At 41.1% G+C, this 14,067-nt stretch carries 10 protein-coding genes; 6 read left to right on the forward strand and 4 right to left on the reverse strand.

Going from position 1 to position 14,067, the window contains the following annotated elements:
• Positions 1-1,028, reverse strand: a 1,028-nt coding sequence (locus tag PN447_RS10195; RefSeq protein ID WP_271762828.1) for an ATP-binding protein, incomplete at its 3' end; no start/stop codon positions are given.
• An 854-nt stretch (positions 1,029-1,882) separates the two neighbouring features.
• A complete protein-coding gene (gene gntT, locus PN447_RS10205; protein ID WP_271762829.1) occupies positions 1,883-3,241 on the reverse strand; it encodes a guanitoxin biosynthesis MATE family efflux transporter GntT in 1,359 nt (452 codons plus the stop codon).
• Positions 3,242-3,632: 391 nt separating this feature from the next.
• Between gntT and PN447_RS10210 the strand changes: the two genes are divergently transcribed.
• The 6 genes from PN447_RS10210 to nblS all read left to right on the forward strand — a co-directional run bounded on the left by PN447_RS10210 (position 3,633) and on the right by nblS (position 12,317).
• The gene (locus tag PN447_RS10210) at positions 3,633-4,814 is read left to right on the forward strand and encodes an aminotransferase class I/II-fold pyridoxal phosphate-dependent enzyme (protein WP_271762831.1); all 1,182 of its coding nucleotides are present in this window, start codon (positions 3,633-3,635) and stop codon (positions 4,812-4,814) included.
• A 71-nt stretch (positions 4,815-4,885) separates the two neighbouring features.
• Complete coding sequence (locus PN447_RS10215; protein WP_271762833.1) at positions 4,886-6,100, forward strand: LeuA family protein; 1,215 nt, start codon at positions 4,886-4,888, stop codon at positions 6,098-6,100.
• A gap of 87 nt (positions 6,101-6,187) precedes the next feature.
• Positions 6,188-7,048: a sterol desaturase family protein gene (locus PN447_RS10220; RefSeq protein ID WP_271762835.1), complete on the forward strand. Its 861-nt coding sequence runs from the start codon at positions 6,188-6,190 to the stop codon at positions 7,046-7,048.
• A 200-nt stretch (positions 7,049-7,248) separates the two neighbouring features.
• Positions 7,249-8,748, forward strand: a complete 1,500-nt coding sequence (locus PN447_RS10225) for an MFS transporter (protein WP_271762837.1) — start codon at positions 7,249-7,251, stop codon at positions 8,746-8,748.
• Between the two features lie 114 nt (positions 8,749-8,862).
• Positions 8,863-10,140, forward strand: coding sequence for a phosphoribosylamine--glycine ligase (gene purD / locus PN447_RS10230; RefSeq protein WP_271762839.1), 1,278 nt, complete (start codon positions 8,863-8,865; stop codon positions 10,138-10,140).
• A 227-nt stretch (positions 10,141-10,367) separates the two neighbouring features.
• Entirely contained in the window at positions 10,368-12,317 is a 1,950-nt protein-coding gene (gene nblS / locus PN447_RS10235; protein WP_271762840.1) for a two-component system sensor histidine kinase NblS, read from the forward strand.
• On the opposite strand, the gene PN447_RS10240 is transcribed toward nblS, so the two are convergent.
• Positions 12,289-13,212, reverse strand: a complete 924-nt coding sequence (locus PN447_RS10240) for an alpha/beta fold hydrolase (protein ID WP_271762842.1) — start codon at positions 13,210-13,212, stop codon at positions 12,289-12,291. The genes nblS and PN447_RS10240 overlap by 29 nt on opposite strands.
• 18 nt (positions 13,213-13,230) lie before the next feature.
• Complete coding sequence (locus PN447_RS10245; protein WP_271762844.1) at positions 13,231-14,055, reverse strand: SDR family oxidoreductase; 825 nt, start codon at positions 14,053-14,055, stop codon at positions 13,231-13,233.
• Positions 14,056-14,067 lie beyond the last annotated feature (12 nt).

Raw genomic sequence — 14,067 nt, forward strand, 5'->3', positions numbered from 1 at the left:
GGGTTAGCTACCTTTAACCCACCTTCTTTACTGCGAATCACTAAACCTAAATCTAACAGATAACGGCGATCGTCTTCCGGTGTGTTGGGTAATTCTTCCCCAGATAAAATAGGTTCTATGATTGCTTTTACCCTATCCTCTCGCAGTCGCTCCGCTAAACTATCTAAATGGGTGTCCTGCCTTTGAATTAAAATATCCTTAGCTTGATTAATTAAGTCTACAGTGATGGGAATATTCACATCTTCTGCTAAATACTCTGTCACTTGACGGGCGATCGCATTGACTAACCAAGGTTGACCCTGGGTTAAATAGTAGGCGTGGTTAATGGCTTCGGGGGTAAAGATTTGTCCTGTGGCTTGAGTATGTTGTTCGTATAGACTTGTCACATCTTCCAAAGTAAAATTACTTAAGGTTATAGATTCTACCTTGATATTAAAGGGGCTAGAGGTATTTAACCTGTCGCTACCACCAGAAGCTACTTTATAATCACGTACATCCCGCATCCCGATTAACGCCACGCATTGGGGGAAACCTTGGGGGCGATTGGGATAACCATCACGAATTTGTCGTAATATAGCAATTAAGGTTTCATTAGCTAAAGCATCGATTTCATCAATAAACACGACCAAAGGAAAGGATGAAACCTTTGCCCATGATTCTAATGCTGCTCCAATCCGTCGCCCTACAGGAGCATCAGGCCATTTAGGGGGTTGTAATTCATCCGGTAGCCTGTAACTAATAGCACCACGCCAAGCGTCTAAAATGGCTAATTCGGCGATATCTGGTTTATCTGGAAAAGCAGCACCCACCTCTACAGATACCATGACGGCGGTGTACTTACCACTGGCTGTTAATTCCTGTGCTAGGGTGAGCATGGCAGTGGTTTTACCGGTTTGTCTGGGTGCATGGATGACAAAGTAATTGCGCTGCGCAATCAAGCGTTTTAACTCTGGTAACCGTTCACTGGTGGGTAGAGTATAGTGTATATCCGGTTGACAAGGGCCAGCAGTATTAAACCATTTAGTCATAATAGTTTAAGTATAGGATGATTTAATTATAACTTCTATGATTGTTGACGGTTGACTGTTGACGGTTGACGGTTGACTGTTGACTGTTGACGGACAAAACGCCAGTGCGATCGCTACCTAGTACCCAAAGCGATCGCTTTTATTAGTGACTCATATCCCCGACTTCTGACTATGATATTGTCAGCTAGTTATAAATTTTCCTAGAAGTCGGGGATATTGCCCAGCTAGTGATAGTGATGAAAATTACATATCAACACTTATTAAACAACCTTTTAGAGATCCTGATAGGGATGCGAATATTATTAGCTGCCGCTCACTTTAGCCATTAAACATTTTTGGTTCTTCAGTACCTAATATGCTAAATTGTTTTGATAAAATCCGAAAAAGCTTACCGTATAAGGGAAATAATGTTGGTTCTTGAAGAAAATGCCTGAATATTCCTTCTTAATCTCTGTTCCCTGTTCCCTGTTCCCTGTTCCCTCGAACCAGTTGTTAAATTAGCATAACAAGTACGGTAGAGCCACATTTTTGAGAAAAGTGATCGCGCTCAATATCCATTTTCTTGTACTTCCTTAACTACTATTAAGTCCGATCCCCGCTAGGTTAAAATGAGAGAGCGATCGCTTATCGCCTCGGACAATTTTGATTGTGCATTGTGATCGATCAAAACAAACATCAAATTCTCGAAAAAAGTTAGTTTGCCCAAGAATTAAGGGTACATGAGAGGCTTGTACCCAAGCAAATGTCCCCACTCGCTGGGGACACTAATCGAATGGAAACCGGATCGCGTGGTAATATAATTAATTATATTTTTCCCAATTACCAATTACCCATTACCCATTACCAATAAATAGTTAAGAATGAGTGAGAGATTTTTGATTTTCTAAGTTTTGGGGATACAAAGTTTGGGGTATCTGTATTGCTAATACTACCATAAGAGTTGTCATGTAAGAAACGAGAGTTGACCACAATAGATGATTGTTGTGGAAATACCAAGCGGCGATCGCCAAAGGCGAAAAACCGATGAAAAAAGCCAGTAATACAGCATTTCTTAGACTTGCACCAGCTTTTAAACCGATAAAGTAACCTTCAAAAATAAAGGCGATCGCTGTAATTACTAAAACCGGCAACAACCAAATTGTATATTGAGTAATGTTAGTATTAACTTCAGGGTGATTAGTCAACAACCCAAAAACTTGATCAGGAAAAATTGTAGGTACCAAAGCAAAAGTCACAGCGATCACTATAGCTGTCACCAGAGACACAAATAACAACGGCATCATCTGTTGTTGATTTTCCTTACCTTTAAAATTAGCAATTAGGGTTTGAGTTGTCACTCCCACACCTTGGATAGTAAACTGACTTAAAAGAGCAATTTGCAGCATTAATCCATTTTCTGCCAAAACCGTTTTTCCCATACCGGAACTCAAATTAGTAAAGATAGCATAGGCAGAAATCAGGGCTAAAAATCGAATGAAAATATTACTTTTTAGCGCCATAGTATTCTTGAGAGCTACCCAATCAAATATTTCTTCTAGTGCTGTAGGTAACACTTGCCACTGAATACTCAATCCCACTCCCAGCAAACCAACTCCCAAAGCCAAATACTGACTTAAAGCAGTTGCTAAACCCGCACCCATACTTTCCCAACCCCATTTAAAAATCATCAGATAGTCAAGCAACACATTAGAACCATTACCAACGATAGACATCAGCAGCATCCAATCATTCATTTCTCGTCCTAAAAACCAACCGAAAAGGACAAAATTGAGCAAAACAGCAGGAGCGCCCCAAATTCTGCCATAAAAATAGTCAATCCCAGAAGTTTCAATTTCTGGAGAACCATTCAACATCAAAAAACCAAATTTTTGTATAGGGTATTGCAGCAGTAAAATCACTAACCCTACGGTCAAAGCAATCAAAGCACTACGTAAACCAGCCAATAATACGGCTTTTGGTTCATCTGAACCCACAGCTTGAGCAGTCAGAGCATTGGTACTTGACCGCATAAATTTTAACACTCGATAAAGGTAGTCAAACAGAATAGTTGCCAAAATTACCCCAGCCAAGTGACGGATATCTGCTAAATGTCCTAAAAAAGCAGTATCCACCAACCCCGCTAGAGGAATCATCAGATTAGACAACACGCTCACGCTTGACAACCGATAAAATCGGGGTAAAAAATCGTATTTAGTTGAGACTGCATCAGGCATAGCATTTTTGATGTCAAAGGGAACTACTTTAGTTTATAGGACTTACGCAACTGGCACAGGCGATCTGCTTGCAGCAGCGCTTCGCTATCAACACTTATTAAACAACCTTCCAAAATACAGACAACCTCTTCAGTACCTTAATATAGATGACGGATGACAAGCTTGATCGGCAGATTATACTAGGAAAATATAATGGGTAGGCGACTTGCCTTAATTTGCACTGCCTAAAACTTTTAAAACATACTCTTAAAGCTAAAAAAAATATTAATAAATTTTTGGTAATAACCAAATCATATTACAGTGCTAACAACTAGTAAAAACCACAGGAAGTAAGAAAAATAAATTTCTTGCTTCTAAATTAATTTGTGATATTTAAAGAGATAAAGTAATAATGCTAAACTACAGCAGTTTAACTCAACATGAGAAATTGGCATTAGAACAGGAATTTAATTACACTAATGCATTTAATCAAATTTCTCAAACCGTTTATCAGATACCAATTATTGATCAACTTCCGAGACTGTGGCTAGAGACTGAGAAAAATAAACAGCAAATCTTTGAGGAGCGTTTTCTGCAAGTTTTTTATGGTATTCGCGGGATTAGGAGTGGTCTGAATTCCGGTAATATTATGCTGCACTATGCAGCGTCTATAGCCATTCTTCATGTTGCCAATTATTTGTCAAATCACCATTTAAGTGTTAGTTTAATTGAACCTTGCTTTGATAGTATATTTCAGGTATTGAGGAATCAAAATGTTAAAGTTTCTGCCTTACCTGAGGAACTGCTGTACGACAGTTCAAGAATTTACGATAACCTGCTATACAATGTTAAAACCGATGCTATCTTCCTTGTAGACCCCAATAATCCTACTGGATTTACAACCTTAGGCGATCAGAATAGACACGCATTTAATGAAATTATTAGATTTTGTAAGGATCAGGACAAGCTACTAATTTTCGATCATTGTTTTGCCCCATTTTTATTGCTAGATTCTCAAATTAGCTTATACGACACTTATGATGTTTTAGAGAACTCAGGAATCAGTTACATAGTTATTGAAGATACAGGTAAATTTTTTCCCACTCAAGGAATCAAGGTATCGATACTAAAAGTCTCTCGGGATTTATATGATGAAATGTATGAAATATACCAAAGCTATTTACTTAGTGTCTCTCCGTTTGTGCTCAATTTCATTACTACGTATATTACCGCCTCATTTTGCAATCAGTTTTCTCAGATTCGATATCCCATAGAACAAAATCGTTCAACCCTTGAAACATTGTTGAAAGGTCAAATCATAGACTTAGTACCTAACCTTACTAAAACTAGCGTAGCGTGGTGTGAAATTAAATCTCCTCATGTCCAAGCTACAGACCTACAAGAATTTTTACAAATACGTAAAAAAGTTCACATCTTACCGGGGACATTATTTTATTGGGACAACCCAGAGCAAGGTGGAAAATATCTACGCATTGCCTTAGCTCGGAATACAGATAACTTTAAGAAAGGAATGTCCTTATTGGTAGAAGGAGTTCGGGAATTCTCTGAATCTAAAGGACTAATTAATGTTTAGCAAATAACTGATAGTTCGTCGTTTTTGTGAAACCGCTGTAATTTTAAGTCAAGGAATAAAAATTCATAAAAATGCCACAACTTAGTGACTTAGTTTATAACTGGAATATACCAACCAAAACCACATCAAAAACGATTACTCTGTGCGATGAAACCTTGCGAGATGGTTTAGAAGGAGGAGTTACCCGACTACCATGCCTAGAGGAAAAGCTGGAATTATTAAAACTGGCCAGTGGCTCAGGAATTACAGATATTATGGTGGGCTTTCCCGGGCAGGAAATCGCTTATCGAGAGGCTTTAGCCCTGTGTCAAGGAGTTAAAGCCAAAGGACTAACCCCTCGACTTGGTCTATTGGGGCGCATGGTTGAAGCGGATATTCAAGCCATCGAGCGCATCCGTCAAAAGAGCGGTTGTGCTATTGTAGCCCACTTATTTGTACCCTGTTCTCCCATTCGTCGCTTTGTAGATCAATGGGATATCCATGAGTTAGAAGAATTAATCCGGTTTGGGGTAAAGCTTGCGCACAAATTGGGATTACCGGTTAATTTTTCACCGGAGGATACTTCACGATCTGAGCCCCAGACTGTTGAACATTTGTGTCGCGTTGCGGTGGAAGAGGGAGCAACAGAAATTACCGTTTGTGACACGGTGGGCTGTTTAACGCCTTCCGGTACACGTAAGTTGATTCAGCATCTTCGACATTTTTTGGATGCTAACAATAGCCCCGTTCGCCTTGATTTTCATGGTCATAATGATCGCGGTTTAGCCCTAGCTAATTCCCTAGCTGCTATCGAGGCTGGGGCTGATTGTATTCAGGGAACAATGCTCGGTATTGGAGAACGGTCTGGGAATGCTGCTCTAGATTTGGTGATGATTAATCTACATTTACAAGGGCTTTGGAATCAGAAATTTTTGATCCCCCTCCAACAGTATTGTTGGGAACTAGCTCAACGGTGCAACCTAACCATCCCCGACAAATATCCTGTGTTTGGTGAGCATAGTTTTACCACTCAAATGGGAGTTCATGCCTCCGCGATTCTGAAGGCTGAAACCTATGATAATCAGGATTTAGCCGCATGCATTTATTCTGGAGTTAATCCCCACTTGTTTGGCCTCAATTATGACATTCAAGTCGGACCGTTTAGCGGTCGTGCCAATGTTAAATTGTTAATGCGTCACTGGGGTGTAACCCTCACTGATGAAACCATCGATCAGATCCTAACAACGGCTCGTCTTGAAAACCGAGTGTTAAGCACCTCAGAAATTCTGGCATTAGCAGAAGTATAAATCTAGTATGTCCCTGTTCTTCACTTAACTGTTGATGGCATTTTTTCATCCCCAGTTTTTAAGGTTTTTTACTGGAGATACCAGACCATGTTATATGTTGATCAAGCTTTTGGTTTTTCTACGAGCAATATTTCATTTGCAGGTATTTGGCTGGCAAAATTAATATACCTTTTACAACCGTATATATATTTATTTATTTTCCCCATCTTAATTATCATTACCTCCGGTGTAATCCTTTGGATCTGGGAATTCGGTCAGCCCCTTCGCCAAATTGACCTGGAAACGATTTTTCAGGATTTGAAAGAACTACCCATTATCCTGGTTTTTATTGTTCTTTCCGCTCAAATCTATGGCTACATTGAGCATCACTATATCTTGCCTGTATCGGGCTGGGGGCAACACATACACCTTTGGCATATGGTACTGCATAGTCCCCTGTGGTTGAGGATTATTTTAGCCATCCTATTAAAAGATTTAATTGCTTATAGTTATCATCTGGCAATGCACCACAACATGATATTTTGGAGATCCCATAAGTGGCACCATATGCAGGATCAAATGTATTGGCTAAAAGGAAACAAAAATTCCCTCGTTGCTAAGTTTATTGCCAAGTGGGATCTCATTGGTTTTGTACTCCTAGGGATACCCCTAGATCTGACGTTAATATTCGTGACAGCTTATAGCTTTTTTACGTTCTTTGTTCATAGCAACATTCAATGGCAACCTTGGATGAAATATGTGGAATGGGTTTTAGTTACCCCGCGCTATCATATGGTGCATCACTCCAGCAATATTGATTTACAAAGGAAAAATTTAGGCGATCTGTTTACCTTTTGCGATCGTATTTTTGGAACTTACGTCAATCCAGAAACATTGGATATTAAACAGCAAAAATTTGGTATTTTGCCCAAAGAACCCCTGACCGTGAGAGATATTGTAGGACTGTGAATAACAGCGATATTCCTTTTAACCCTCCTCTTTTTGTCTCTCCCACAGGTTGCTTGATAAGTTTTCATCAGTAATTTTGATCACATTTTCACCCCCCTTAATCCCCCCTTACCAAGGGCAGGGTTATGCAGGGGTAAAACAATATCTGGTACATTAATCATCACTTTTAAAACATCCTCCCATCTTGACGAAAATAAACCGTGAAAAATTTTACCACTCCTACCCAAAAACAATGGGCAATTGTTGGCATTGGTACCAGTGCATTTATGATTTCGGCAGAATTTTATATTGTTGGCGCCATCCTTCCTATACTCATGCAACAGTTCCATGCCACCTTCATGACCGTTCAATGGGTGATACTAATTTATACACTAATGTTAACGACGATGGTTTTAGGCGTCGCCAAACTGGGAGATATCTATGATAAAAAACAATTATTCCTAATAGGATTAGGGCTATTTACCATCAGTTCTTTTCTGTGTGGATTAGCCACTAATATTTCAATATTGATTGCTTTTCGAGGCTTACAGGGTCTAGGAGCAGTGTTAATCTGGGCTTTACGAAATGCGATGGTTACGGAAATGTTTCCGCCAGAAGAAAGAGGACAAGCCCTTGGTTGGGTTACCGGACTGTCTTCCCTTGGTTTAGCCATCGGTCCGGGACTAGGGGGCTTATTAATCAGTCTTTGGGATTGGCGTTTTTTATTCTGGATCAATGTTCCCATTGGGTTAGCAGCGGGTATGATGATTGCGTACTTTGTCCCTCAAGGGATGTCGGCAGGGACTGAGAAACAGTTAGATTTTATGGGGTTATTCTTAATTACGATAACCATCGGTAGCTTTGTTTTAGGCGCAACTCAATTACAAAATTTTAGCTCCATGAGTCCCACGGTAGTGATGTTACTTGGATTAAGTATGGTGGGCTTACTGTACTTTTTATATATTGAATCCCACATCGACTATCCTATTCTGGATCTAAAACTTTTAATCGTCCCTCCACTCAATATCAACTTATTATTATTTATGATGATATACATTATTGTGGGGCTGATTCAACTTTTATTTCCGCTGTACCTGGAACTGGGTTTAAAATATTCTCCTGATAAAGCGGGCTTTATCTTAACTGTTTTACCCCTAGCATCTGTTGGGATTTCACCTCTGTCGGGTTCCCTTGCTGATCGTTTCGGGGGGCGCAGCATTGCTTTTGTGGGGCTAGGATTTCTTTTAATCGGATGTATTGCTGGGAGTACACTTCAGTTAAATTCCACCGCCGTCGGCTTTTGTGTCAGGGGTATTTTAATAGAATTAGGATTAATAATGTACGTTATTCCCCTTAGTAAGATCGTCATGGATGCGGTACAACAGGCACAATTAGGCGTAGCCTCTGGAATGCTCGCATTGTCAAGAATGCTAGGAATCGTCATTGGAACATCCATGTTTGGACTGCTTTTTTCAGTCTTTAGTTTTAGCGGTTCTCAACTTTTATCCAGTTTAAATAACGTAAGTAATAGTGAAATACCTACGGTATCCGTAGATGTGACATCCTTACCTGTGCCTAATTTAGTGCAAGCCACAGATGCCATTTTTCTAATTATGGCTTTGATTATCCTACTGGCTATTGTTATATCTACCTTGAATCCCATTTCAGTACCATCTCCTTCGACCGACTCTCAATCAATGCACTCTTCGGGAAGTGATTAGATTAGCCAATTGACACTCCGTAGTGGGGGATTCTTGCTTCACACAACTAGTTGATTTTGGGATCAGAACTCGTGATATTGTCAAAGCAGTTGTCACTTCTGGTCAGAAGGTTCAGTGAAAGTTTTAGTTGTTGGTAATGGAGGGCGAGAACACGCCCTGGCTTGGAAACTGTTACAATCTGCGCAAATTGAGCAAGTTGTTTGTGTACCAGGAAACGGGGGAACTGCTACCCTAGAACGTTGTCAGAACCTACCCTTGGCTGTAGATGATTTTGAGGGGATGAGCCGATACGCCCTAGAAAATGGCTTTTCTTTGGTGGTAGTGGGGCCAGAAGTACCTCTAGCAATGGGAATTACAGATTACCTGCAAAGTCAAGGACTCATGGTATTTGGTCCGGTGAAAGCTGGGGCGCAAATAGAAGCTAGTAAAGCTTGGGCTAAAGCCTTAATGCAAGAGGCGGGGATTCCCACAGCCAAAGCTGCGGTATTTACTGAAGCCACAGCAGCTAAATCCTATGTAAAATCCCAGGGAATACCTATAGTTATTAAAGCCGACGGTTTAGCGGCCGGTAAAGGGGTAATAGTCGCCACAACCACAGAACAGGCAGAAACTGCCATTGAGGCAATTTTTGCCGGACAGTTTGGCAGTGCTGGTAATTTTGTAGTAGTGGAAGAATGCTTGATTGGGGAAGAGGTATCAGTTTTAGCCCTGACTGATGGGTTAACTATTCGCCCCTTGCTCCCCGCTCAAGACCATAAGCGGATTGGAGACGGCGATACAGGGGAAAATACCGGCGGGATGGGAGCTTACGCCCCCGCACCTATTGCTACACCCCAGTTAATGGCGCGCATTCAAGCTGAAGTGTTGGAAAGAGCGATCGCCGGTTTAAAATCTAGAGGTATTGACTATCGGGGGGTGCTGTATGCGGGCTTGATGATTGCCCCCGATGGTGACTTCAAAGTGTTAGAATTTAACTGTCGCTTTGGTGACCCGGAAACTCAGGTAATTTTGCCACTGCTAGAAACACCCCTAGAGGAATTGATTTTAGCCTGTGTACAGCAGCGTTTAGGGGAAATGCCCCCCATAGCTTGGAAACCAGGGGCTGCGGCTACTGTGGTCGCTGCTTCAGGGGGTTATCCTGGGAAATACGACACAGGTAAAGTGATTACGGGAATCAAAGAGGCTGAAGCCCCGGGAGTAACCGTATTTCATGCAGGTACGAAATTAAACCAGCAACAAGAAATAGTCACAGATGGGGGACGAGTGTTAAATGTAACCGGCATCGGCGAAAATTTCCAGCAAGCGATCGCTCAAGCATACACTGGAATCAAATCAATCCAATTTCAGGGGGTATATTACCGCCAAGATATCGGTCATCGAGTCCTCAAATAGACTGTTAATATTAAATCAAGACTAGCTCCTAGAGCAAAATAATTCAGGTCAATGGAAGTTACCCCTGTAGCACGGTCAATAAACCTCTGCTATATTTAACTTCCTCACCTGGAAACTTGCTATGTCTGACCTAACCTCATCTTCCAATTAACATCTTGATCAAATTCACTGTTAATTTTTTAGTGGTTGGGGTTAAATAACCAAAACTACTAACAACTTGATTTACAATGCTGGCTCCATTAAAAACAATCCAAGAAGCAATTGCTAACTGGTGGTCAGAGTTCACCCTCCAGACCAAACTCTTGGCTGTGGCCACCTTAGTTGTGTCCTTGGTCATGAGTGGCCTCACATTCTGGGCTGTGAATACAATTCAGCAAGATGCGCGCATGAATGACACCCGCTTTGGTCGTGATCTAGGACTACTGCTTGCTGCTAACATTGCTCCCCTCATCGCTGACCACAAATTCACTGAAGCCCAGCAATTTTCCCAACGCTTCTACAGCAGCACCTCTAGTGTGAGTTATATGCTCTACGCCGATCAAACTGGGAAAATATTTTTTGGCATTCCTTTTTTGGAAGAGGTAGAAAACTCCCTCACCATTGAACGACGGATACAACTACCAGAAGATTACACCAATGAGCGGAAAGAGCTTATGGTGCGGCAACATATAACCCCAGATGGAGTAGTCACGGATGTATTTATTCCCCTAATTGTCGATCAAAAACACCAGGGGGTCTTAGCCATAGGCATCAACCCCAACCAAACCGCAGTTATTTCTACTAATTTCACCCGTGATGTGACCATTGCGGTTTTTATCACGATTTGGGTGATGGTGATTTTGGCAGGAGTTATTAATGCTTTGACCATTACCAAGCCCATTAAAGAACTATTAGTAGGGGTTAAACAAATTGCGGCTGGTAATTTCAAGCAGCGCATTGATTTACCTTTAGGCGGGGAACTCGGAGAGGTAATTCTCAGCTTTAATGAAATGGCTGAACGTCTAGAACGCTATGAGGAGCAAAATATTGAGGAATTAACAGCAGAAAAAGCCAAGCTGGAAACCCTGGTTTCTACCATTGCTGATGGTGCTGTTTTGATTGATAACAGTATGCAGGTGATTTTAGTTAACCCCACAGCTCGGCGGATTTTTGGCTGGGAAGGGATAGAAGTTGAAGGCGGTAATGTTTTACATCATTTACCCTCAGCAGTGCAGATGGAAATTACCCGTCCTTTGTATGAAATGGCGGCGGGTGAATGTGACAGCGCCGAGTTCCGTATTCATTTGAATCAAGCCACTAAGCGCACTGTCCGCATTCTCCTGACTACTGTACTCAATCTCCAACGGGAGAGCATCAAAGGTATTGCCATTACCGTCCAGGATATCACCCGTGAGGTAGAACTCAATGAGGCAAAAAGCCAATTTATTAGTAACGTTTCTCACGAATTACGCACGCCTCTATTTAATATCAAATCTTTTATCGAAACTTTGCATGAGTATGGCGAAGAGTTGAGTGTGGAACAAAGACAGGATTTTCTCCAAACTGTTAATAATGAAACTGATAGACTTACCCGTTTAGTTAACGATGTTTTGGATTTGTCTAAACTCGAATCTGGACGCAGTTACAACTTTGATGGTGTGGATTTAGCACAAGCTATTGAACAAACCCTGCGTACTTATGAACTCAATGCGAGGGACAAAGCTATTCAATTAATTCAGGAAATAGAGCCTTATTTACCCTTGGTTGTGGGCAACTATGATTTACTGTTACAAGTTTTAGCTAATTTAGTGGGTAATTCTCTCAAATTCTCTCAGCCGGGTGGTCAGGTAGCAATTCGCGCCTACCAACTGGAAACAAACCCTGACTCACACATTCCGGCTTCTCATGTCCGGGTGGAAGTCTCGGATACTGGTATCGGTATTGCCCCTGAAGACCAACAGGCTATTTTTGACCGTTTCTTCCGCGTGGAAAATCGTGTTCACACTCTAGAAGGTACTGGTTTGGGTTTATCTATTGTTAGGAATATCATAGAACGGCATCATAGTCAAATGCATCTGGTGAGTGAGGTGGGTGTGGGTACTACTTTTTGGTTCGACTTGACTGTATTTGAAGAAGCACCTCAGACACCAGTTGATTCCCCGGCTGAAACTATGATTGTACGGGTTCTAACTGAGTAATAAATGGGGCGATCGCCTCTACAAATTCCCCTGTTGATTCATAGGGTAAAACATTGCGTCCCGGTATTTTAATACCCCTAGCTTGAGGTAAACAGCCCAGATAATCAGCCAAGCGTTCATCTGGTGTTTCTTGTTTCCCTTCTTTGCTAATACTCGATGCAGTTTCTCCTAAAACTATCAGTGTGGGCTGATTGATACAAGCCAAATAACTACTATAATTCTGTCGCCAAAATCCAGCTAAAAATGAAAATACTGCATGGCGACTTTCTAGATTTTTCGCCCCTGCGAATAACATATTTAACCATTCTTTATCTACAGCATTCTCGGAGCCAAAAAGTTGCCTAATGGAGAAAGAACGCAAAAATTTTTCTGTCCGTGCATAGCGATAAAAACCCTTACCAAAAGGGGAATCAAAAATATTCCAAGCTATTTTTTGCTGTAATGGTGATGAGTTTTTAGTAATTACCGGCCAAGATGGAGGCCCAGCTAAAATCATCCCCAGAATTAAAGATTGTTGCTGTACTAACTCTATGGCTACGGGTAATAATGCCCCTTGTACTACAATTACTACAGGTTTTTTAACTACCGTTAATAAAAAGGTATGTAGTTGCTGCGCCCAATCTTTAGGAGTATAAGCCACATGGGGCATATCACTTTCACCACATCCTAGTAAGTCGGGATTGTAAATAGGATTTTTACGACCTGTTCTATACCATTGGCTGCGAAACCTTTGCCAAAATTGCCGCGATAACCCCACACCAATCGGATGAATTAAAAGTAAAGGTATACCCTCACTGGCGGAATTAGCTGGTTCATGGATTTCATAGGCACAAGAATAATTGTTCCATGTATAAAACTGGGTAGGAGATATTCTAATATTCAATGAATTTACCATATTAATCAGGTTTTTTTCTTAAAAAATAATCTGGGAGTGAATTAATTTATACCCTGCTACTTTGATTTTTCCGTTGGATACTTTAGCATTATATGGACGGTTACTTGTAGCCGTATTATCCCATTTTACTTTGGGTAAATCGTGTTTGTTAAACAAGCGACTTAGTAACTCTCGACTAGTTAAATAGGCATCATCTACCAAATTATAAATACCTTCTAAGTAATGTTGGCGCGCAAATTCTATCGCCCCAACAATATCATCTAGGTGAACCCAATTGGCGACATCTTCACCATTACCGGGACGAGTTGTACCAGGAAGCCTACTAAATATTTTGATCAGTTCCCGATTCGGTCCATAAATGCCTCCCAACCTCAAGATACAAACACGCAGTTTATCACTAGATGCTGCTAGCAATACATCCTCAGTGGCTTGGAGAATCTTTCCCCGCTCATGAGTGGGTCTAACTGGGGTTTGTTCATCTACCCAACCCCCATTGTGGTCGCCATAAACTGAATAGCTGCCGGTATATATTATCTGCTTGATTGTAGGAATATCTGGTAAAATGTTTACCAGAGTTTCAGCAGTCTTCAGATAAGTTTCTTCGTATACATTGACCCCTTTTGCCCCAAGACTCAACAGGACAACATCTTGATTTTGCAATACAGAGTTTAGTCCTTCTCGGTTATGGCCTTGGATAACTACAACTTTATGGGCTACAGTTTGTAATGTGGGGACACGCTCAGGGGTGGTTGTGGTAGCAGTGATCATAAAATTCGTTTTTTGCTGCCACAATTGAGCAACTGCACAACCAACGTAACCGCAACCAATAATGGCGATGTTCATAAATCAAACTGA

The organism is Anabaena sp. CS-542/02 (assembly GCF_028331085.1).
In the GTDB taxonomy this organism is placed as follows: Bacteria; Cyanobacteriota; Cyanobacteriia; order Cyanobacteriales; family Nostocaceae; genus Anabaenopsis; species Anabaenopsis arnoldii.

Excerpts from the sequence above, each read along its gene's own strand:
- gntT (WP_271762829.1), bottom strand. The coding sequence starts at position 3,241 with ATGCCTGATGCAGTCTCAACTAAATACGATTTTTTACCCCGATTTTAT.
- PN447_RS10220 (WP_271762835.1), top strand. The coding sequence starts at position 6,188 with ATGTTATATGTTGATCAAGCTTTTGGTTTTTCTACGAGCAATATTTCA.
- PN447_RS10245 (WP_271762844.1), bottom strand. The coding sequence starts at position 14,055 with ATGAACATCGCCATTATTGGTTGCGGTTACGTTGGTTGTGCAGTTGCT.
- nblS (WP_271762840.1), top strand. The coding sequence starts at position 10,368 with ATGCTGGCTCCATTAAAAACAATCCAAGAAGCAATTGCTAACTGGTGG.
- PN447_RS10215 (WP_271762833.1), top strand. The coding sequence starts at position 4,886 with ATGCCACAACTTAGTGACTTAGTTTATAACTGGAATATACCAACCAAA.
- PN447_RS10240 (WP_271762842.1), bottom strand. The coding sequence starts at position 13,212 with ATGGTAAATTCATTGAATATTAGAATATCTCCTACCCAGTTTTATACA.
- PN447_RS10210 (WP_271762831.1), top strand. The coding sequence starts at position 3,633 with ATGCTAAACTACAGCAGTTTAACTCAACATGAGAAATTGGCATTAGAA.